Source organism: Candidatus Sodalis endolongispinus (assembly GCF_018777395.1).
GTDB lineage: Bacteria > Pseudomonadota > Gammaproteobacteria > Enterobacterales > Enterobacteriaceae > Sodalis_B > Sodalis_B endolongispinus.
On sequence record NZ_JAFJYC010000001.1, the window covers coordinates 1,464,458 to 1,485,861 of the forward strand.

Sequence of the window (21,404 nt, forward strand, 5' to 3'; positions counted from 1 at the left end):
TTATTGGCCTCATTAGTCCTTAGCAAAGCACCAGCGTCTGCGCAAAACCAAAACGGATATTGGCGCACTGCACCGCCTGCGCCGCCGCCCCTTTCAGCAGGTTATCCTCGGCGGCGACCACGATCAGATGTTCGCCCTGCATTTTGAAACCGATATCGCAAAACGGCGTGCCCACGACCGCCTTCAGCGCCGGCACGCCTTGGTCGTAAAGCCGCACCAGCGGTTTATCGTCATAGGCCTGATGGAAACTGGCCGCGACTGCCGCCGACGTCACGCCGGGCCGCAGCCTGCAGGTGATGGTCGCCATAATGCCGCGGGCGAAATTGCCCAGGTGCGGCGTGAAGATCACCGGAATACCTAAATGACAAGCAATCTCCGGCTGATGCCGGTGGGTGAAAATACCATAAGGCTGAAGGCTGACTTCGCAAAAACTATTGCCGAGCGACGCCTTACACCCGGTGCCGCTGACTCCGCTGACGGCATTGATCACCGGCCACCATGAAGCAGTCCCTCCTCGACCAGAGGTTTAAGCGCCAGCTGTGAGGCGGTGGGATAACAGCCGGGCACCGCCACCAGCTGGGCGGTTTTTAACGCCGCTTCCTGCCACTCCGCCAGCCCGTAGACCGCCCGACTCGGCCAGTCGCCGTGCTGATGTTCAAAGCCGTAGTATTCGGTGTAAAAGGCCGCCTGATTGACGCGGTAGGCGCCGGAGAGATCAAGCACCACGCAGCCGGCCGCTAAAAATTGCGGCGCCAGATCATGACTCACTTCATGGGCGGTGGCGAGAAACACCACATCGGCGCGCTTCGCCCATGCGCTGACATCGTCCATGGGCTGCAGCGGCAAATCGACAATGCATTTTAATTGCGGGTGTAGCTCGGACAGCAATTTGCCGGCATCGGCACTCTGCGCGGAAACCGTTAGCGCGGCGAGATTCAACTGCGGGTGGCGGGCCACGTAGAGCGCAAGCTCAGCACCGGTGTAGCCGCTGGCGCCGACAATCAGCGTATTCAGCATAAAATTCATTTGCCTTCTTAACCATATCTAAACGGATGTAGGGAGAATCAGCGCCAATCCGCTGTTCACCCGCGAGGTCAAGCGTAGTAGTCTGGTGTAAACCCTTTTACGTCACGCTCGACATTACTGTATTTTTATTCACAATAAATGCATGAATATTGATACTATCCAAAGCAAAGGCTGTCAACCCCGATGATGAAAATACCCCTTTTTATTGAGTTATACCGTGCGCTTATTGGCACGCCGTCCATTAGCGCAACCGACGCCGCGCTGGATCAAAGTAATGAGTCCTTAATCACTATGCTCGCGGGGTGGTTCCGCGATCTGGGGTTTCAGGTGGAGGTCCAGCCGGTACCGGGGACACGTAATAAGTTTAACATGCTAGCCAGCGCGGGCAGTGGGCCGGGGGGATTATTATTAACGGGCCACAGCGATACGGTGCCTTTTGACGATGGCCGCTGGACGCGGGACCCTTTTGTCCTAAGCGAGCACGACAATAAGCTCTACGGTCTGGGTACCGCGGATATGAAAGGATTTTTTGCTTTTGTGCTAAACAACCTGCGTGATATCGATGTCGCTTCGCTTAAAAAACCGCTGTATGTCCTGGCGACCGCGGATGAAGAAACCTCCATGGCCGGCGCCAGCTATTTCGCCCGCAGCAGTCAGCTGCGGCCGGATTGCGCCATCATCGGCGAACCCACCTCGCTGACGCCGGTGCGCGCGCACAAAGGCCACCTTTCCAACGCGGTCACCGTCATGGGTCAGTCGGGGCACTCCAGCGATCCCGCGCGCGGTGTCAACGCCATCGAGGTGATGCATGAAGCCATCTCTCACCTGATGCTGCTGCGCGATACCCTACAAACACGTTACCATCATCCGGCTTTTGTCATTCCCTACCCCACGATGAATTTCGGCCATATTCAATGCGGAGACGCGGCCAACCGCATCTGCGGCTGCTGCGAATTGCACATGGATATTCGCCCGCTGCCGTGTCTGACCCTCGGCGACCTGGAAGAGCTGATGACCGATGCCCTGGCCTCCGTCAGCGAACGCTGGCCGGGGCGTATCACGGTCTCAGCACTGCATCCGCCCATCCCGGGCTATGAATGCCCGACGGATGCGCCGATGGTGCAGGTGGTGGAAAAGCTGCTGGGGGTGGAAACCGAAGTGGTCAATTACTGTACCGAAGCCCCGTTTATTCAGGCGTTATGTCCCACCCTGGTACTGGGACCGGGTTCGATTAATCAGGCCCATCAACCTGACGAATTCATTGATACCGCTTTCATTAAACCTACCCGGGAATTGATTACGCAAATCGTGCAACATTTCTGCCATCACTGAATAAAAAACCCGCTTTCCACGCCGGCGTGGTCGCGAGTGGAAAACACCCTTTTCGCCGAAAACACCGCCCGAACGAATAAGATATTCTTATAATTGGCAGGTGTAATTAAATCTCGCGAATTGCCGCGAATGTGGGGTTTTTTGTCGTGAAATGTTGGCAATTGACGAACATTGCGATACGTGGCTAGATATAAGGCAAACGATTAACGCTATCCGGTGAAATAAATTTACAAAGAGTCCAATCAGGGTCCATATGAACGAACAATATTCGGCAATGCGAAGCAATGTTAGTATGCTCGGGAAGCTTCTGGGCGACACGATAAAAGATGCGATGGGTGAAAATATCCTGGAAAAGGTCGAAACCATCCGCAAGTTGTCTAAATCGTCCCGGGCCGGCAATGAAAAGCATCGCCAGCAGTTACTTTCCACGCTGCAAAACCTGTCCAATGATGAGTTGCTGCCGGTGGCGCGCGCCTTCAGCCAATTTCTCAATTTAGCCAACACCGCCGAGCAATTTCATTCTATTTCCCCCCATGGTGAAGCGGCTAATAATCCTGAAGTGCTGGGCAAAGTCTTCACCCGGCTGAAACAGCACCCGGAACTGAATGAAAAAGCCATTCGCGCCGCGGTGGAATCCTTGTCGATAGAACTGGTCTTGACCGCGCACCCCACCGAAATTACCCGCCGCACCCTGATACATATGCTGGTGGAGGTGAATAACTGCCTGAAGCAATTGGATCACCACGATCTGCCGGAGTATGAACATAAGCAAATCATGCGCCGCTTGCGCCAATTGATCGCCCAATATTGGCATACCGACGAAATCCGTAAACATCGCCCGACGCCGGTGGATGAAGCCCGCTGGGGGTTTGCGGTAGTGGAAAACAGTCTTTGCGATGGCGTGCCGCGCTATTTACGTGAGCTGAATGAACAACTGGAGGATGTCTTCGGCTACAAATTACCGGTGGAAAATGTGCCGGTCACCTTCACCTCATGGATGGGCGGCGATCGCGACGGCAACCCCAACGTGACCGCCGATATTACCCGCCGCGTGCTGCTGCTTAGCCGCTGGAAAGCGGTGGATCTGTTTATGCGCGATGTTCAGGTGTTGGTGTCGGAGCTGTCGATGGGCGAATGCACCCCCGAGCTGCGCGCGCTGGCGGGAGGAGGCGAAGAAGAGCAGGAGCCTTATCGCCGGCTGATGAAGCGGCTGCGCGCGCAGTTACTGAGTACCCAGGACTGGCTAGCGGCGCAACTGCGCGGCGAACATCGCTCGGCGCCGACCGATTTGCTGGAAACCAACGATCAGCTTTGGGAACCGCTTTACGCCTGTTATCAATCGCTGCGGGCGTGCGGGATGAAGATTATCGCCAGCGGTCAGCTGCTGGATACGCTGCGGCGCATTAAATGCTTCGGTATTCAGTTGGTGCGCATCGACGTGCGTCAGGAGAGCACCCGCCATACCGAGGCGTTAAGCGAAATTACCCGCTATCTGGGTCTGGGAGATTATGCCAGCTGGCCGGAAACCGATAAACAGGCGTTTTTAATCCGCGAGCTTAATTCCCGCCGTCCGTTGCTCCCCCGACGCTGGCAGCTTAGCGATGAGACGACCGAAGTGCTCGATACCTGCCGGGTCATTGCTGACGCGCCGCCGGGTTCGGTGGCTGCCTATGTGATTTCCATAGCGCGTACCCCCCTCCGACGTTCTGGCGGTGCATTTGCTGCTGAAAGAAGCGGGATGTGAATACACCTTGCCGGTAGCACCGCTGTTTGAAACTCTAGACGATCTGAATAACGCCGATCGGGTCATGACCGAGCTGCTTAACATTGATTGGTATCGCGGCATCATTCAGGGCAAGCAAATGGTGATGATTGGCTATTCCGATTCCGCCAAAGATGCCGGCGTGATGGCCGCGTCCTGGGCGCAGTATCGCGCACAGGACGCATTGATCAAAACCTGCGACAAGGCCGGTATCAATCTGACGTTGTTTCATGGACGCGGCGGCTCTATCGGTCGCGGCGGCGCGCCGGCCAATGCCGCGCTGCTGTCCCAACCGCCCGGCAGCCTGAAGGGTGGCCTGCGCGTGACCGAGCAGGGCGAGATGATTCGCTTCAAATACGGCCTGCCGGAAGTGGCTATTAGCAGCCTGGCACTCTACACCGGCGCCATTCTTGATGCCAACCTATTGCCGCCACCGGAACCGCGTCAGGAATGGCGCGCGCTGATGGAAGAGCTATCGACGGTTTCCTGCGATATGTATCGCGGCTACGTGCGTGAAAACCCGGATTTCGTCCCTTATTTTCGTTCAGCGACCCCGGAGCAAGAGCTGGGCAAGTTGCCGCTCGGCTCACGGCCGGCCAAACGCCGTCCTTCCGGTGGCGTCGAGAGCCTGCGTACCATTCCATGGATCTTCGCCTGGACGCAGAACCGCCTGATGCTGCCTGCCTGGCTAGGGGCCGGCGCGGCGCTGCAAAAAGCGGTGGAGTCCGGCAAGCAAGACCAATTGGAAGCCATGTGCCGCGATTGGCCCTTTTTCTCCACCCGCATCGGCATGCTGGAGATGGTGTTCGCCAAAAGCGACCTTTGGCTGGCCGAATATTACGATCAGCGTCTGGTGGAAGAGTCCCTGTGGCCGCTGGGCAAAAAGCTGCGGCAACAGCTGGCGGACGATATTAACGTGGTATTGACGATCTCCAACGATGATCACCTCATGGCCGATTTGCCGTGGATTGTCGAATCCATCGCCCTGCGTAATGTGTATACCGATCCGCTCAATGTGCTGCAAGCGGAGCTGCTGCATCGTTCACGGCAGCAGGAGCATCCAGATGCAAGGGTGGAACAGGCGTTAATGGTTACTATCGCCGGGGTGGCGGCGGGGATGCGGAATACCGGCTAAGGAGCGGTGAAGCGCGCGGCGGCAGCGAAGCCGCCCACGAACGACATCGGCGCTTGCGATAACGGGCCATCACCCCCGCAAAATAGAAACCCGGCGGCGGGACGCGTTATCCTGCGGCCCGATTGGCCGCAGGGGCGATTTTGATTTCCGGGCGCACACCCAGCGTATGGCAGATGGCATAGGTTAGCTCGGCGCGATTCAGGGTGTAAAAATGAAAATCATTTACCCCTTCCCGGCTGAGGATTTTTACCATGTCCATGGCGATGGAGGCGCCCACCATTTTGCGGGTTTCCAGATCGTTATCCAGCCCGTCGAACATGGTGGTCATCCAGTTGGGTACTTTTACATTGGTGACGGCGGCGAAACGCTGCAGTTGGCGAAAATTCGACACCGGCAAAATACCCGGCACAATTTCGGTATCAATACCGGCGGCCACGCAGCGGTCGCGAAAACGCAAATAACTTTCCACATCGAAAAAGAACTGGGTAATCGCCCGGCTGGCACCGGCATCGACTTTCTTTTTCAGATTGATCAGATCCGACTGAGCGCTCTTGGCTTCTGGATGCACTTCCGGGTAGAGAGCCACGGAGATATCGAAGTCTCCCACCTTTTTGAGCAGCGCGACCAGATCAGCGCCGTACATCGCCGGCCGACCGCTACCGGGTGGTAAATCGCCCCGTAACGCCACGATATGGCGGATCCCGCTATGCCAGTAGTCCTGCGCTATCACCTGTAGCTCGTGCGGGGTGGCGTCGATACAGGTCAGATGCGGCGAGGCATCCAGACCGGTACGTTCTTTGATATCTTTGATGATGCTGTGGGTACGCTCGCGTTCACCGGAGTTGGCCCCATAGGTCACCGAGACAAAAGTGGGTTTCAGTTCGCTCAGCCGGTCGATAGATTGCCAGAGAGTTTGTTCCATCTCGCTGGTGTGGGGCGGAAAAAATTCAAACGAGACGTTTATCTGGCCCTGCAGTTCCGCCAGATTCTGATTCAATGCTTCCCGCTGATTGGCGTGAAAGAAACTCATACCTTTACCTCATGACACGATGTAGGAGGGGCGTTGTGCCCGCCACAGATAAGCGTCTATACGTTTAGAGGTCTAAATAGAAAATGACTGAATTCACGAGTTTCGTCAATCAATTCATTGTTGCCGGAGGCGAGTAATATTCAAGGAGAGTGAATTATTTTCAATTTGGCTTAGTGAGGCATAAAACGGTTACAACCTGGGAAGTACCCGAACACGCGCAGAGCGCGCGGCGCGGAGAAAGGGGCCTGGACCGATCCCTGTTACCTAAGGAGGCGCGGGCGTCGCCGCGGCGCATTGGCGCACGGTGCGGGATGATGAAGCAGATTCATCACAACCGGAACGGCATCCCCAGGGCGCAGCGCGGGACGCTGTCGCCATCGGGCACCGACCACTGCGGCACGGGACACCCCGCCATCGGGCACCAGACCACCGCAGCACGGGACACCATGCCATCGGACACCGACCACCGCGGCACGGGACACCCCGCCATCGGGCGCTGACCACCGCGGCACGGGACACCCCGCCATTGGGCACCAACCACCGCAGCACGGGACACCCAACCATCTGGCACCGACCACCGCGGCACGGGACACCCCGCCATCGGGCACCGACCACTGCGGCACGGGACACCCCGCCATCGGGCACCAACCACTGCGGCGCCGGACATCCCCGCCTTCAGGCACCGACCACAGCGGCACGGGACACCTGCGCCATCGGGCGCTGGCAACCTTTACGCCGGTTACCCTTGCGCTTCGCCCTCAGAGCAACTGCGCCATACGGTTAAGATCCGACTGGATAGCCCCGGCGGTGACGTCCCGTCCGGCGCCAGGGCCGCGAATGACCAGCGGATTATCGCGGTACCAGCGGCTCTCAACGGCAAACACGTTGTCGCAGGGTAGCAATGAGGCCATCGGATGCTCTCGCCGCACCGCCTCTACGCCCACCCGCGCCTTGCCGTTAGCCTCGAAACGCGCGATATAGCGCAGCACCAGCCCCATTTCTTGCGCCGCTTCCAGACGCTGCAGCATGTGTTCGTTAAGCGCCTCGCCGCCCTCTTCAAAGAAGTGATCCACCGACCCCGCTTCATGACCGGGCGCCACCAGCGATTCAACCCGCACCTGATTAGGCTCAATGGCATACCACGCCTCGCGGGCTAGGATCACCAGTTTACGCATCACATCCTGGCCGGAGAGATCGACGCGCGGGTCCGGCTCGGTCAGGCCCTGCTGCCAAGCTTGTTCCACCAGTTCGGTAAAAGGCACGCTGCCGTCAAACTGCAAAAACAACCACGACAACGTCCCCGAGAAGATACCGCTAATGGAGAGAATGCTATCACCACTGTCCAGCAAGTCCCGCACCGTATGGTTCACCGGCAGGCCGGCGCCAACCGTCGCGTTGTAAAGCCAGTGGCGGCCGGTTTTGGCGAAGGCGTCACGCACCTGACGGTAATTATCACCGTCAGACGCCCCCGCCAGCTTGTTGGCGCTAATAACGTGGAAACCGTAACTGGCAAAATCCAAATATTGATCCGCCAGGGCTTCGCTGGCGGTCACATCCAGCACCACCAAATCGTCATAAGGATGGGAGCGCATCCACAAAAACAGATCTTCCGGCTCGGTAAGCGTGGCTTCATCATTGAAAAAGGCCAGCGCCAGGCTGGCGCCAAGGCCGTCGTAGCTAAGCAGGCTGCGCTGGCTGTCCACCACGCCGCTGAGAATAAATTCAAAGCCGGTACGCGCAGAGAGGTTTTTCTGCTCACGGGCAAATAGCTCCAGCCAGCGCGAACCGATATTGCCCTTGCCGAACAGCATCAGGCCGATACGTTTCTCGGCGCGGAACAACGAGCTGTGCAGCCCTTGAATCACATGCTCGGTAGGCCCTACCCGCAGCACCTCGACCAAACTGATGCCATCCTCCGCCTGCCAGAAAAATTCGATGGGCTGATATTTAAGCTGCTGGTAAAAACGGTGACTGTGCAGCGGGTTTTTCGCCACGCCGGCGCCAACCAGCACGACCAGCGCCACCCCCTCGCGCAATTGCAAATGCGCCGACAAACCGGCCTGTTCAAGAATACGCAACGCGCTGCCGGCCACCTCAGCGGTGTAGCACAGCTGTAGCAAACGCCGGTCGCGATGGACCCCAACCGCCAGCGGTTTGATCTGCGCACGTTTCAACGCCAGCTCCATCTCTTTGTGGGCCAACGCGAAGTCGTGCTGCGGCGGAATAGTCAATTCGATCAGGCAGACGTCATCATGGCTGGTGACAATCTTCGCGCCGGTACCGGAGGCCAATACCCGCTCAATGCGCGTCGAGCCCTGCTCCGGCTGATAGCTGCAGCGTAAAAGCAAATCAATATCGCTGCCGGAAACCGGCTGCAGTGTCCTGGCGTGCAGGACCGGTGCCGCCAGACGTGCCAGCTCGCTGGCTTCATCCAGGCGCAGCAGCGGCAACAGTCAGGCATCTTTCACTTTGCGCGGATCGGCACTGTAAACGCCAGCCACATCGCTCCAGATAGTGACACTGGCTACGCTTGCCAGCGCTCCAATTTGGGTGGCGGAATAATCGCTGCCGTTGCGGCCGAGCAGCACCGTCTCGCCGGCCTGGTTGCGGCAGATAAAGCCCGTGATGACCAGCCGTTTGGTAGGATGTTGCGTCAACAGCTGTTGCAATAGCGGCCAGGAACGCCCCTCATCGACCTGGGGCTGAGCGGCACGTTCGGCACGCAGAAAATCGCGTGCATCCAGCCATTGCGCTTCCATATACAGTTGGCTGAGCAGCGCGGCCATCAGCCGCGCAGACCAGATTTCGCCGTGGCCGACCACCTCGGCATAGACCGCATCGGTAATGCGACCATCCAGCAATGCCGCCAGCCGCTCCAGATCGCGAATGAACGCAGCGAGCAGCCCTTCAGCGTCCGCAGGGGGCAGCAAGCCGTTAATCAGTTCGCTTTGATAATGGCGTAAATTCTGCTGCACCTGATGGGCGGACAAACGATCGCTTTGGCTCAGCGTCAGCCAGCTTATCAGCTGGTTGGTCGTACTGCCCGCTGCGGAAACCACCATCAGATCGCCGGGCCGGCTGTACTCGGCCATAATCCCCGCCACCCGCTGATAACATTTCACGTCGGCAAGGCTACTACCGCCAAATTTATGCAATTGACGGCCGGTCGGGCTGTCCGCGCTTACTAATGGACTCATGCTTACCTCTGTAGTGCCGCCTGGAAAGCCTGTTCCAGATCGGCAATTAAATCTTCGCTATCTTCGATCCCGACCGACACGCGTAGCAGCGTTTCGCCAATACCGGCGCGGGCACGGGCTTCCGCCGCCATACCCGCATGCGTCATGGTCGCGGCGTGGGAAATAAGACTTTCCACGCCCCTGTGGGGTGGCAAGCATTTCTGGACTCTCTAGGGTAACGATGGATTAGCCGGAAGCCCTTTACTGGCGCGGCTTACAGTGATTTTACTGATTCTGGACTCGTCGCAAAAAAATGAGCGGAAAATGATTTTTTTGCACTATATTCTGGACTGGATTGATTGTAATTTGGATTGATCTTGCCCCGCCATCTCCGTACAGCTTTTGTATCTTAAGTTAACGAAGCCCGCTGCCGCCGGTATTCTCTCGGAGAGTGATATCCCAGCGCGCTGTGCGGATGGTTTTCATTGTAATGCGTGAACGCTGCTGCAAGGTTTCGCAGGGCTGTTCTCGCATCCGGTTTTGGCATGAACTCGATATAGTCTTCCTTCATCGTCTTCACGAACCGTTCGGCCATGCCATTGCTCTGCGGGCTGCTCACCGCTGTTGTGCAGGGCTCCAGATCCAGTTCTCTGGCGAACCTCTGCGTTTCATGCGCGGTATACGCTGAACCGTTGTCCGTCAACCACTGCACCGCTGTATCGGGTAACCTGTCGCCGAAGCGCTTTTCTACCGACATCAGCATCACATCCTGCACGGTCGAACTGTCGTAGCCTACAGTGCTCGCAGCCCAGTCTATGGCCTCTCTGTCGCAGCAGTCCAGTGCGAACGTGACCCGCAGTTTTTCACCGTTGTCGCAGCCGAACTCGAAGCCATCTGAACACCAGCGCATATCGCTTTCTGCCACCGCGATCCTGCCCTTATGCTCACGCCTCGGCCGCTCTGGTTTTCAATGTAATAACAGCAGGTTATGCTCACACATGATCCTGTAAAGTCGTTTCGCATTTACCGGCGGCAGTCCCTCTGCGCGACGTTGTTTACACAGGATGCCCCACACCCGCCGATAGCCGTAGCTGGGCATATCGCTGATGATGTCGAGGATGTCCGACAGTATTTCAGCGTCTGCTTCGTCATTACGCCGGTTACAGCGCCTGTCCTGCCAGTCGGCAGAACGCTTAATCCGCAGTGACAGCGGCGCACGCGACCCGCTCATGGCGCGGCTGACCTGTGCTATTCCCCGGCCTTTGGCAACAAGGGCGCGTGCGCTATCCATTTTCGTGACTGGCCGTACTCCACGGCTTCTTTTAGGATCTCAACCTCCATCGTCTTCTTACCCAGAAGGCGCTGGAGCTCCCGGACCTGCTTCAATGCAGCTGCAAGCTCAGAGGCAGGAACAACGTCCTCCCCGGCAGTGAGGCTGCCTTCCTGATATTGCTTTTTCCACTTAAACAGCAGGCTGGGCTGGATACCGTGCAGTCGTGCGAGATGGGAGACATTCATGCCGGGCTCCATCCTCTGCTGAATAATGGCCATTTTTTCCTGAGGAGTTTTACGTTTACGGACTTCTTGACCTAACAGGATCCCGGTCATATCAAGATTGGCGTTAGTGTTAGACATATATTCAAGCCTATCTCTTATCTGGAGATACAGCTACTGTCTGGTGTTTCAGGGGGATAAATCACTGGCGCAAATCCCGCCTTCCTGGCGTCATAGCCAACCCTCAAGCTTTGACGCGCTTGAACAGCGCTATGGGTCGGACGGTTTGATGCAAAGGGCCAGAGACGTGTTTAGCGGCGTGGAAGGTCAACCGCCTTCTCCGCAAGCGCTGTTTTCGCTGGCCGCCGCAGGGGATGAGCGAGCGCAGGTGCTAATGAATGAGTACGGCGTCGAGCTGGGGCGTATCGCCGCCGCCGTGGCAACTATACTGGACCCTAGCATACTGATCCTCGGCGGCGGCCTGTCGCAAAATCTACCTTTCGCCCAGCGGATTATCGACGAGTTTACCCGGCGAAACCAAGACACGCGCATCGAGGTTTCCCAAATGGGTTCGGAGGCGACGGTGGTAGGAGCTTGCCTGCTGGCGCGAGATGTAGCCATAACGCATATTGTTGATCGCTATCATCGGCCGATTTGTGCTCGGCCAACCTTGCTACCGGTCGGGATTGAGCCATAACCGATAGTGTTAATCGCTACCACCGCCCAATATGTCTACCGGTATAGCGCCGACAGGCGAGAACAGATACCTGGGACGGCAAAGGGGACATAGCAAGATGGCTAGCGCAGGAATCGCCCTAGCCAAGGCCACGGTATGCCTGCCGCAGGCATATCAACATCTGCGGCGCAGGCCGGCTTGCTATCGCCGGCTTATTCGTTACCGCACAACAGAGATCTTCTACCAGGGAGATTAAACCCTAACCGCCGGTTGTAGAGCATAACATCCTGGCGCTAGGGTTTTTTATTCAGGCTATGCGCAAGATCAAGGGCGCTTTAATAACCGGTCTGGCAGGGACCCGCATCCTCTACAGGCGTTTGACCACTTTAACACGACAATAAAATTTGAGACGTCATAAGGCCCGTCTTTTCAGCTGTATCTGGTGCTATGGCCCATTACCGCGCACTGGCAGAAAAAATTTATTTATGCATTCTCAGGCGGCGGAAGGGCTTAAGATAATTTTATTTTTGGGTTTTAGCGGTGGGTTTGGCGTACCGCCAATGACGGTATTCCCAGTAACCGCAACATTATCGCCATTCCCGGTATTTGCGGCAACTTCAGTATTTTCAGTATTAGCGGCATTCTCGGTATTGTCGATAACCTCAGAAACGTCGTCAAGTGCAGAGGCTAACTCAAAGGCGAGCGCACTTAACGCCTCATTAAGTTGCGATATGCCAACTTCTTGTATTTCCATATTAATATTCCGATTTAACAACGCTTACGGTGAGCGTACTAACATAGGAATGCTATCACGCATTCTCATGGTCATTTTGACAGCTTTCTTTTTGACTGCGTAATAAATGCTGGCGGTTCCCCCCGCTGCAACTCCTAAGCCTACTATAACAGGCAGGTCCGAGCCTGAGCCAGTATCAGGCTCGGGCTCAATATTGTCGGTGGGTGTATTAGCGATCGATTGGGTGTCTTTAGCGATAACGTCGACCGTTGACTTGTCGTCGTCAGCAACAGCTTTAGCCGTCGGTTTGATAGGATCAGAAAGGGTAGCCGCGTCCAACTTGGCGTTATCTGAAAGCGTCTGCGTCGTTGGTTCGATGTTGGCAGTAGGCATCTTAGCCTCTTTCCCGCTATCGTCATGCTCCCCTTCAGTTGTCGATTTGGGTTGTGTCTTCTTTAACGCGGGACCCTCTGCTATGTCTTCCTGCGCGTCCGACTATCTGATCTGTGCAGCGGGTTGAGCGGTTGTATGCGTCTCTTTGGTCTCAATGCTGTCTTTATCCACTTTGGATGAATCACTTTCTAACTTTATTTTATGTCCTGAGTGGAGAAAAATCTCAAAGGCATTAAAAAATTCACTGAAGACGTGTTTTATTTCTCTCTTGCTTCTGCCGGAAGTATCAATGATGAAAAAATATGGGTTTTGACCATCAGATGCGGCAATCGGTGTATTGGCCTCGGGTTTAATTATATGTGGTGATGTCATAGGTTTCTGTCCTTCAGGTTGGGTTTTTTAACAAAAAAATATTCCATAAGGGTATTGGGATAATGCTGTGATTACTATTTATCATGTCATGCATAATGGGTGTTTTGAGAATCAGAATAATAGTCCCTCGTTATTGAATAAAGAAATAACACGAGCTCGAATTTCTCCTGATGCTGATGCTGATGGTGTCTCGATTATGTCAAAGTGACGATCCATCTTGGCACCACACGCGTAATAGATCTCTGTGCAATGCAAGCCGCAGGTTTAGCAATACGCCACCCGTTTTGTTGCGTCATCCTCTTCAAATAGATAGCAAGGTCCTGTCAGCCAATATAAACCCGGGACATATCAAATGCGTCGATTAGCGCTACATCCGTATGCATGCGTTATTTTTTCTCATAAGCAGCGGGGCGATGGAGCCGCGCTGTAACTAGAAACTTCAACTGACAACGGAAGAGTCTGTTTCAAACCAGTTCGAGACCTTCCCTCCTGGTCACTACAATCACCCCGGCGTTAGACCGGGGCAGAATAAAAGGCTGCTATATCGATTTACCCTATTATTATTTATCATAACTAATGATAGGTGGCTTACGGTCTCTTATGCCTCTCTGCCTGCCTTCTGAATAACCGATTATTCATTAACTCATTTTCGGAATGCAATGTTATTTTGCCACTAAGGCTGGAGTCTATTAATATTGAGCCGTGGTCTATTTGATCACACTGTTTCGTGCTTGGAAAAGCAATGTTGGGTATTTCTATCTTGACTGATAACTTGCCCGGCGTTGGGGCAGTTTTTTTAGCGACACACTCCTGTGAAGCTGCGTTTTTAATCCCCACTGAGCTTAGAGGTTCAGCAATGAGGTATTTGCTCTCCGGCCAGGGTGACATCATTTGATGAATGGTGGCAAATGAGAGGCGTTTGGTAAGGTTAATATCATTCTCCACTAAATTATTTTCTACGTTAGATGCTTTATTACCCGTATGCGTAATGTTGTCTTTCTTTATGTAATTATAATAAACCCAGGAGGTTCCATGGCCATGGTTGTTTGGTGTAATGTTAAGTTTTAGGGAAGTGCTGATAACATTCTTAATGTTTCCAAAGACATCGGAAAGCGAATTCGCGGCCTTTTTAACCACCTCACCAACGCCGTTGTTGTTAATCTTTGTTATGGATGGGGTTTCTGTTGCTATTTTCATGGTAACTCCGAGATATTAATTTTCAAAAAAACCATATCATAGACACGGGTGATTTTATATCAAGCAGTTATCAAAATTCGCTTTTGTCGACAAGGGATATAATGCTTAATGCCAGAACGGGACTGCTATAATAATCGATATCAGTGAATGACGGTCTTATTAGCATTAAATTTTGTGTACTGACATGCTGATTTAAAATGAGCGGGACGACAGGTCGATTAGCCTGGGCGGTAGTAAAAACTTAGTCGAAAATAAAGGTGGCGTGAAACCTGCGGCCATCGCTGGTGATTTCAAAGAGGGGAGACGGTATGTTGTTTTACTGCAGGCGTCTATGACTTTTTCGTGTCGCGTGGTTGTGCGTGAAAAGCGTCATATTGCCCCCAGCCACTGCATAAAAGGGGAAGGAACTCGCTGTGGTGGTAACTGCACCGCGTAAGATTTTGCCGCTTACTGACTTATCTTTCGGCATCTTTGCGCCGTGATGGCCTCAATTATTGTCTGATATCGTGCCATTAGAAAGAGAACGGTATAGGCTATTTTCTGGTTACTATGGCAACCGTCAGCGGGCGTGTCCGGGCGCTGACAAGTAGGCTTGTTGGGGGGATTATGGTGGCGAAAACAGGGAGAAATGGCTGAAACGAGTGTGGGATATTTTAGATAGTGCGCTGAATACCACTTTTACCGGATAGCAGTCTGGCATCCGGCCTAACAGGTCAGCAGGATAAGACCTTCACAACCACTTCGCAGCCATTACAGCCATCGTGATGGAAGTGCTTGGAATATTTGTCTGTAAGATCTAGCCAAGTGCCGACTGCGTTAGTCCACAGAACTGCTGTGGGCGCTGTGATAGATTACAAAACAAAGGGTTAATAGAAATGTCACAAGCACTCAGATGAAGCGCAAATACATTGCCATGCCCGTTCATTAGTCACCATCGCTGCCGCGCCTGGCATGTGACGCGTCTCTTTAACGTCGCCAGGGAGCCATTTCAAGTTGACTGGTGTGACCGTGCTTAAACCGTAAGGTATGGCCCTGTCGGGTCATCCGCGTGCTGATAGAAGACGCTGTGGCAATAGCCGTATTAATGCGCGGTTAGGGCAACAGCTATGCGCTGGGTATCCGAGCCACATCAACCGGCCTGTTTGCAGGCCGCGTTAGAGCACCCTTTGCCGCCTTGCAGGATGCAATTCGGCGTAAAGCAGACCGCAGACCATGGTTGGATGCGAGCTAATTCGGCATCCGGCAGTGCACACCCTGAAGCAGGAAACGCATGCTTCAAAGCGCGAGGGTGACCGCCGCGCTCTCAATGGCATGCTTCTCTATACAATGAAAATGGATTTTTCATGAATAACACTTGTCTTTCGCAGCGATGTCAGTCGACGCGGGTGCCTGCTTTCGCGAAAATGCTGTTGGTCCTTTACTCTCCGTTGGCGACCGCCGCGCCGCCTGATACTCCTGAGCAAAGGGCCGCAGCGCTTGATGCCCGCTAGCAGTTGTGTCATCAAGAGCGCGAGCGTGCCTTGCAACGGCAAGATACGTTCAAGACTGATGAACGTCTTCCTCGCACCAATAAGCGTCAGCAGGATCACCCGAACGCTGAGCGTCCTTGTTTTATCATTCACCGGCTTAGTCTTGTCGGGGAGTCGGCAGAGCGCGCTCGACGCCGCGGTGTCTGCCCAAGGCCGCTGCCTCGGTGCCCAAGGTATTGTGCTCGCCATCAACAAAGTACAGAACGCCATTCTGGCTAAAGGGTATGTTACCTCGCGGGTGATGGCGCAGGAGCAGAGCATGACCAAAGGCGTCCAGACGCTCACCCTGCAGCCTGGGCGCATCAATGCCATCCGCCTCGACGCGGCGGTCTCTTGGCGCGCACGGCTGTGGAATGCCATTCCGGCCACATCGGGCGATTTTCTTAATCTGCGCGATATCGAGCAAAGCCTGGAAAACCTCAAGCGGGTGCCCAACGTCAATGCCGATATCACTATTCTGCCCGGCAAGCGGGAGGCCACCAGTGACCTGCAGGTGGACTAGAAAGGAGGTTGGACGGTGCGGCTGCGTCTGGGGGTGGACGACAGCGGTGCCAACAGCACCGGGCGCTATCTCAGCTCGGCCACCCTAGCCTTCGATGGTCCTTTAGCGCATAACGACTTGTTTTACGCCAATATCGGTAAAGATACCTTTCAGCACGGGCCATTCGGCAACCGTTCGCACACCCTGAACTATTTTTTCCCGGTGGGCTACTGGGCATTCTCGGCGAACTACAACGACTATTGATCCGTCTATAGCTGAAGGATTTATTACCATTCCGGTATATATTAGCATGCTTTAATTGAAGAAAACTTAATTGATGTTCTTCGTGAGTAGGATGAAACCGCGTACCAACGTTTCCTTGAGATCCTCAAAGCGGAAGGCCATATAGAGCCTGATTTTATTAATGTGTCACCCCGGCCACCTCAACGGGGGTCCTTCATTCGCCCGACCGGTTACTTAGCCCGATTTCCCTGGGCCAGGTTTTTGCGCAGCGCCAGTCTCTGTATCACTTGCTCCAGCTCCCGCCGCGACTGCACCGACAGCCGGTCAGTTTGTTGCAGCACCTTGTTCATCAGCGCGCTGGGCTGGGTAGTGATGACCAATCAGCCGTGCATCACCCTAGCCGCAAGTGATATGACGGTTAAAATTCCGGCCTGCTGTATCCGCTTGCCCTTAAGCTTAACGTAGGGTCTCGGTAGGCGTCTAGAGCGCTGCCCGCAACAATGTGACACACGGCTTTAGATAGAACGGGTTATGACATATCCTGTTTACAAGCCGCAGGAACGACTCCCATTAGTTTGGGCGGGCAATGTATCACCCTCAGAATTTTTGCCAACCAATGGGCGCATGCAGAGTTAACTTCAAGGGAAAATTCAGTATAACGTTAGAAAGGGTCATTTCTGAGGGGCACGACGACATTTTTGCAACGACTACCTAGTGAACGACCGTTGCGAGACTGAACCTGCAACCAATGCGTGGAAATGCGGAATAAATGGTGCCGGACTCGGAATCGAACATCACTTTATTCCTATGTTTTAGATGAATAAAAATATCATCTATTTAGTTTTACCAACTAACTTTTACCAACAAATGGAGGCGAAAGTCGATTTAAATAAATAGTTTACAGTAGTGAACGTCAGTGAACATTACTGAACATCAAATCGCATGAGGCAAAAATCTTACAGGCCAACATCGACATATCCGATACTGTAAGAATAAAAGCACTTTTTGCTAAATTACATAACTAATTGTTTTTAATCGGCTTATCTGTATTCATGTGTGTTGTTACCTCAAATGCCATGAAAAATCCAGCGTTTTTTGAAAATATAGTTGATTGTCATAAGCGATACTTGAATAATACATTCCATCAAACGACGATGGAGAAATATAGGACGCAGAAGAAAAAACTAATCAGCATTTCTGAAGTAATCGACCGGACTGGTTATGGCCGGACATGGATTTATAACCTGATTAAAAAGAATAGCTTCCCAATGCCTGTTAAAACCGGTGAAAGAACTATCGCTTTTGTAGAAAGTGAAGTAGGCGCTTGGATTGATGAAAATATTTTTCTTTCACGTAATCAGGCTGCGTAAAAACACTCTCACCTACTATTTGTAATCTTGAATATGATGACACTATTTTTAGTGTAAAACGTCTCAAAATCGCATAAAGAGCGTTTTAAGGCTATATATGAAAAATATTAGTTGCTTTGAGTAAAGGTCGGATTTCATCCGGCCTTTTTTATGCGTGCTTTTATCTAATTGATCATGGTGATTAAAATATCTTTCACTTTCAATTGACAGGAAATATATAGACATCTATAAGAAATAAAGATACAAAAAAACAGATTTAAGGTCCGACCTTTTAAGGGCTAAAAAATTTTTGCTGATCTTGCCCCGCCATCTCCGTACAGCTTTTGTATCTTAAGTTAACGAAGCCCGCTGCCGCCGGTATTCTCTCGGAGAGTGATATCCCAGCGCGCTGTGCGGATGGTTTTCATTGTAATGCGTGAAAGCTGCTGCAAGGTTTCGCAGGGCTGTTCTCGCATCCGGTTTTGGCATGAACTCGATATAGTCTTCCTTCATCGTCTTCACGAACCGTTCGGCCATTCTCTGCGGGCTGCTCACCGCTGTTGTGCAGGGCTCCAGATCCAGTTCTCTGGCGAACCTCTGCGTTTCATGCGCGGTATACGCTGAACCGTTGTCCGTCAACCACTGCACCGCTGTATCGGGTAACCTGTCGCCGAAGCGCTTTTCTACCGACATCAGCATCACATCCTGCACGGTCGAACTGTCGTAGCCTACAGTGCTCGCAGCCCAGTCTATGGCCTCTCTGTCGCAGCAGTCCAGTGCGAAGGTGACCCGCAGTTTTTCACCGTTGTCGCAGCCGAACTCGAAGCCATCTGAACACCAGCGCATATCGCTTTCTGCCACCGCGATCCTGCCCTTATGCTCACGCCTCGGCCGCTCTGGTTTTCAATGTAATAACAGCAGGTTATGCTCACACATGATCCTGTAAAGTCGTTTCGCATTTACCGGCGGCAGTCCCTCTGCGCGACGTTGTTTACACAGGATGCCCCACACCCGCCGATAGCCGTAGCTGGGCATATCGCTGATGATGTCGAGGATGTCCGACAGTATTTCAGCGTCTGCTTCGTCATTACGCCGGTTACAGCGCCTGTCCTGCCAGTCGGCAGAACGCTTAATCCGCAGTGACAGCGGCGCACGCGACCCGCTCATGGCGCGGCTGACCTGTGCTATTCCCCGGCCTTTGGCAACAAGGGCGCGTGCGCTATCCATTTTCGTGACTGGCCGTACTCCACGGCTTCTTTTAGGATCTCAACCTCCATCGTCTTCTTACCCAGAAGGCGCTGGAGCTCCCGGACCTGCTTCAATGCAGCTGCAAGCTCAGAGGCAGGAACAACGTCCTCCCCGGCAGCCACGGCGGTGAGGCTGCCTTCCTGATATTGCTTTTTCCACTTAAACAGCAGGCTGGGCTGGATACCGTGCAGTCGTGCGAGATGGGAGACATTCATGCCGGGCTCCATCGTCTGCTGAATAATGGCCATTTTTTCCTGAGGAGTTTTACGTTTACGGACTTCTTGACCTAACGGGATCCCGGTCATATCAAAATTGGCGTTAGTGTTAGACATATATTCAAGCCTATCTCTTATCTGGAGATACAGCTACTGTCTGGTGTTTCAGGGGGATAAATCACAGATATCGTTGCCACAATAATCCTGTTCATCTCCGCTGCCGTTTTTTCTCTACCTCATTGGCGCAATAGAAATATAAAAAAATTAGCAAAAAAGAAAAGACGTCACAGACTCATTACTTAAACCCATTAGACTAACGAAGGCGACATCAATGCCTGTAACACTCATCTATCGGTTAAAATAAAAAAGCTGACGGCATATCCAATGTTTATGGTAAAATCTTTCTCAATATCAATGAGAAGAGTTATGATTTTTCTGGAAAAATTGACGCCCAAGGCGCCTTGAAAATAGTACTAAGATTACCACTTGGCAAGAATGGCGTCGACATAGCAAAGTCAAATTCTCTTATTCATAGGAACATAATCAAATTCTGTATGAGTTTCAAAGTTTCGTTTGTCATAGTGAAATGGTGAGCGAAAATGTCTTACTGGATAACAAACTGAGGCTTTGGAGGATAAAAAATATGTCTTGATGTCCCCTTTTGTCCCATGGGAGCTCAAATCCTAAGTTGATTTATCCCCCTGAAACACCAGACAGTAGCTGTATCTCCAGATAAGAGATAGGCTTGAATATATGTCTAACACTAACGCCAATTTTGATATGACCGGGATCCTGTTAGGTCAAGAAGTCCGTAAACGTAAAACTCCTCAGGAAAAAATGGCCATTATTCAGCAGAGGATGGAGCCCGGCATGAATGTCTCCCATCTCGCACGACTGCACGGTATCCAGCCCAGCCTGCTGTTTAAGTGGAAAAAGCAATATCAGGAAGGCAGCCTCACCGCCGTGGCTGCCGGGGAGGACGTTGTTCCTGCCTCTGAGCTTGCAGCTGCATTGAAGCAGGTCCGGGAGCTCCAGCGCCTTCTGGGTAAGAAGACGATGGAGATTGAGATCCTAAAAGAAGCAGTGGAGTACGGCCAGTCACGAAAATGGATAGCGCACACGCCCTTGTTGCCAAAGGCCGGGGAATAGCACAGGTCAGCCGCGCCATGAGCGGGTCGCGTGCGCCGCTGTCACTGCGGATTAAGCGTTCTGCCGACTGGCAGGACAGGCGCTGTAACCGGCGTAATGACGAAGCAGACGCTGAAATACTGTCGGACATCCTCGACATCATCAGCGATATGCCCAGCTACGGCTATCGGCGGGTGTGGGGAATCCTGCGTAAACAACGTCGCGCAGAGGGACTGCCGCCGGTAAATGCGAAACGACTTTACAGGATCATGTGTGAGCATAACCTGCTGTTATTACATTGAAAACCAGAGCGGCCGAGGCGTGAGCATAAGGGCAGGATCGCGGTGGCAGAAAGCGATATGCGCTGGTGTTCAGATGGCTTCGAGTTCGGCTGCGACAACGGTGAAAAACTTCGGGTCACCTTCGCACTGGACTGCTGCGACAGAGAGGCCATAGACTGGGCTGCGAGCACTGGAGGCTACGACAGTTCGACCGTGCAGGATGTGATGCTGAGGTCGGTAGAAAAGCGCTTCGGCGACAGGTTACCCGATACAGCGGTGCAGTGGTTGACGGACAACGGTTCAGCGTATACCGCGCATGAAACGCAGAGGTTCGCCAGAGAACTGGATCTGGAGCCCTGCACAACAGCGGTGAGCAGCCCGCAGAGCAATGGCATGGCCGAACGGTTCGTGAAGACGATGAAGGAAGACTATATCGAGTTCATGCCAAAATCGGATGCGAGAACAGCCCTGCGAAACCTTGCAGCAGCGTTCACGCATTACAATGAAAACCATCCGTAAAGCGCGCTGGGATATCACTCTCCGAGAGAATACCGGCGGCAGCGGGCTTCGTTAACTTAAGATACAAAAGCTGTACGGAGATGGC

The 21,404-nt window shown here is 53.3% G+C and carries 10 protein-coding genes and 8 pseudogenes; 6 read left to right on the forward strand and 12 right to left on the reverse strand.

Going from position 1 to position 21,404, the window contains the following annotated elements:
- Positions 1–19: 19 nt before the first annotated feature.
- A pseudogene (gene argC / locus JZM24_RS07110) lies at positions 20–1,017 on the reverse strand (N-acetyl-gamma-glutamyl-phosphate reductase).
- A gap of 195 nt (positions 1,018–1,212) precedes the next feature.
- On the opposite strand from argC, the gene argE reads away from it, so the two are divergent.
- Positions 1,213–2,358, forward strand: a complete 1,146-nt coding sequence (gene argE, locus JZM24_RS07115; RefSeq protein ID WP_215670043.1) for an acetylornithine deacetylase — start codon at positions 1,213–1,215, stop codon at positions 2,356–2,358.
- Positions 2,359–2,611: 253 nt separating this feature from the next.
- Positions 2,612–5,255: pseudogene (gene ppc / locus JZM24_RS07120) on the forward strand (phosphoenolpyruvate carboxylase).
- Positions 5,256–5,361: 106 nt separating this feature from the next.
- Here ppc and metF read toward each other — a convergent pair.
- From metF to JZM24_RS07145, 5 genes and pseudogenes are all read right to left on the reverse strand, one after another.
- Entirely contained in the window at positions 5,362–6,285 is a 924-nt protein-coding gene (gene metF / locus JZM24_RS07125) for a methylenetetrahydrofolate reductase (protein ID WP_215669158.1), read from the reverse strand.
- Between the two features lie 328 nt (positions 6,286–6,613).
- On the reverse strand, positions 6,614–6,775 hold the full coding sequence (locus tag JZM24_RS07130; RefSeq protein ID WP_215669159.1) for a hypothetical protein: 162 nt from the start codon (positions 6,773–6,775) through the stop codon (positions 6,614–6,616).
- A gap of 268 nt (positions 6,776–7,043) precedes the next feature.
- A pseudogene (locus JZM24_RS07135) lies at positions 7,044–9,482 on the reverse strand (bifunctional aspartate kinase/homoserine dehydrogenase II).
- A 2-nt stretch (positions 9,483–9,484) separates the two neighbouring features.
- Positions 9,485–9,661, reverse strand: a pseudogene (locus JZM24_RS07140) (PLP-dependent transferase); the annotation flags it as partial.
- Between the two features lie 209 nt (positions 9,662–9,870).
- A pseudogene (locus JZM24_RS07145) lies at positions 9,871–11,069 on the reverse strand (IS3 family transposase).
- Positions 11,070–11,085: 16 nt separating this feature from the next.
- Between JZM24_RS07145 and JZM24_RS07150 the strand changes: the two are divergent.
- Positions 11,086–11,652, forward strand: a complete 567-nt coding sequence (locus tag JZM24_RS07150) for an ROK family protein (RefSeq protein ID WP_215669160.1) — start codon at positions 11,086–11,088, stop codon at positions 11,650–11,652.
- Between the two features lie 472 nt (positions 11,653–12,124).
- On the opposite strand, the gene JZM24_RS07155 is transcribed toward JZM24_RS07150, so the two are convergent.
- From JZM24_RS07155 to JZM24_RS07170, 4 genes are all read right to left on the reverse strand, one after another.
- Entirely contained in the window at positions 12,125–12,385 is a 261-nt protein-coding gene (locus JZM24_RS07155) for a hypothetical protein (protein ID WP_215669161.1), read from the reverse strand.
- A gap of 24 nt (positions 12,386–12,409) precedes the next feature.
- Entirely contained in the window at positions 12,410–12,757 is a 348-nt protein-coding gene (locus JZM24_RS07160; RefSeq protein WP_215669162.1) for an LPXTG cell wall anchor domain-containing protein, read from the reverse strand.
- A 102-nt stretch (positions 12,758–12,859) separates the two neighbouring features.
- The gene (locus tag JZM24_RS07165) at positions 12,860–13,129 is read right to left on the reverse strand and encodes a hypothetical protein (protein WP_215669163.1); all 270 of its coding nucleotides are present in this window, start codon (positions 13,127–13,129) and stop codon (positions 12,860–12,862) included.
- 588 nt (positions 13,130–13,717) lie between these two features.
- Entirely contained in the window at positions 13,718–14,326 is a 609-nt protein-coding gene (locus JZM24_RS07170; RefSeq protein WP_215669164.1) for a hypothetical protein, read from the reverse strand.
- A 1,403-nt stretch (positions 14,327–15,729) separates the two neighbouring features.
- On the opposite strand from JZM24_RS07170, the pseudogene JZM24_RS07175 reads away from it, so the two are divergent.
- Positions 15,730–16,597: pseudogene (locus JZM24_RS07175) on the forward strand (ShlB/FhaC/HecB family hemolysin secretion/activation protein); the annotation flags it as partial.
- A 212-nt stretch (positions 16,598–16,809) separates the two neighbouring features.
- Here JZM24_RS07175 and JZM24_RS07180 read toward each other — a convergent pair.
- Entirely contained in the window at positions 16,810–16,959 is a 150-nt protein-coding gene (locus JZM24_RS07180) for a hypothetical protein (protein ID WP_215669165.1), read from the reverse strand.
- A gap of 645 nt (positions 16,960–17,604) precedes the next feature.
- On the opposite strand from JZM24_RS07180, the gene JZM24_RS19670 reads away from it, so the two are divergent.
- Positions 17,605–17,949, forward strand: coding sequence for a helix-turn-helix transcriptional regulator (locus tag JZM24_RS19670; protein WP_376775518.1), 345 nt, complete (start codon positions 17,605–17,607; stop codon positions 17,947–17,949).
- A 330-nt stretch (positions 17,950–18,279) separates the two neighbouring features.
- Here JZM24_RS19670 and JZM24_RS07190 read toward each other — a convergent pair.
- Positions 18,280–19,481: pseudogene (locus tag JZM24_RS07190) on the reverse strand (IS3 family transposase).
- A gap of 690 nt (positions 19,482–20,171) precedes the next feature.
- On the opposite strand from JZM24_RS07190, the pseudogene JZM24_RS07195 reads away from it, so the two are divergent.
- A pseudogene (locus JZM24_RS07195) lies at positions 20,172–21,316 on the forward strand (IS3 family transposase); the annotation flags it as partial.
- Positions 21,317–21,404: the final 88 nt, after the last annotated feature.

Bases quoted from the DNA above. Each gene is read 5' to 3' on its own strand.
- JZM24_RS07130 (WP_215669159.1), bottom strand. From the start codon at position 6,775: ATGGCGGGGTGTCCCGTGCCGCGGTGGTCGGTGTCCGATGGCATGGTG.
- JZM24_RS07160 (WP_215669162.1), bottom strand. From the start codon at position 12,757: ATGCCTACTGCCAACATCGAACCAACGACGCAGACGCTTTCAGATAAC.
- JZM24_RS07165 (WP_215669163.1), bottom strand. From the start codon at position 13,129: ATGACATCACCACATATAATTAAACCCGAGGCCAATACACCGATTGCC.
- argE (WP_215670043.1), top strand. From the start codon at position 1,213: ATGAAAATACCCCTTTTTATTGAGTTATACCGTGCGCTTATTGGCACG.
- metF (WP_215669158.1), bottom strand. From the start codon at position 6,285: ATGAGTTTCTTTCACGCCAATCAGCGGGAAGCATTGAATCAGAATCTG.
- JZM24_RS07170 (WP_215669164.1), bottom strand. From the start codon at position 14,326: ATGAAAATAGCAACAGAAACCCCATCCATAACAAAGATTAACAACAAC.
- JZM24_RS07155 (WP_215669161.1), bottom strand. From the start codon at position 12,385: ATGGAAATACAAGAAGTTGGCATATCGCAACTTAATGAGGCGTTAAGT.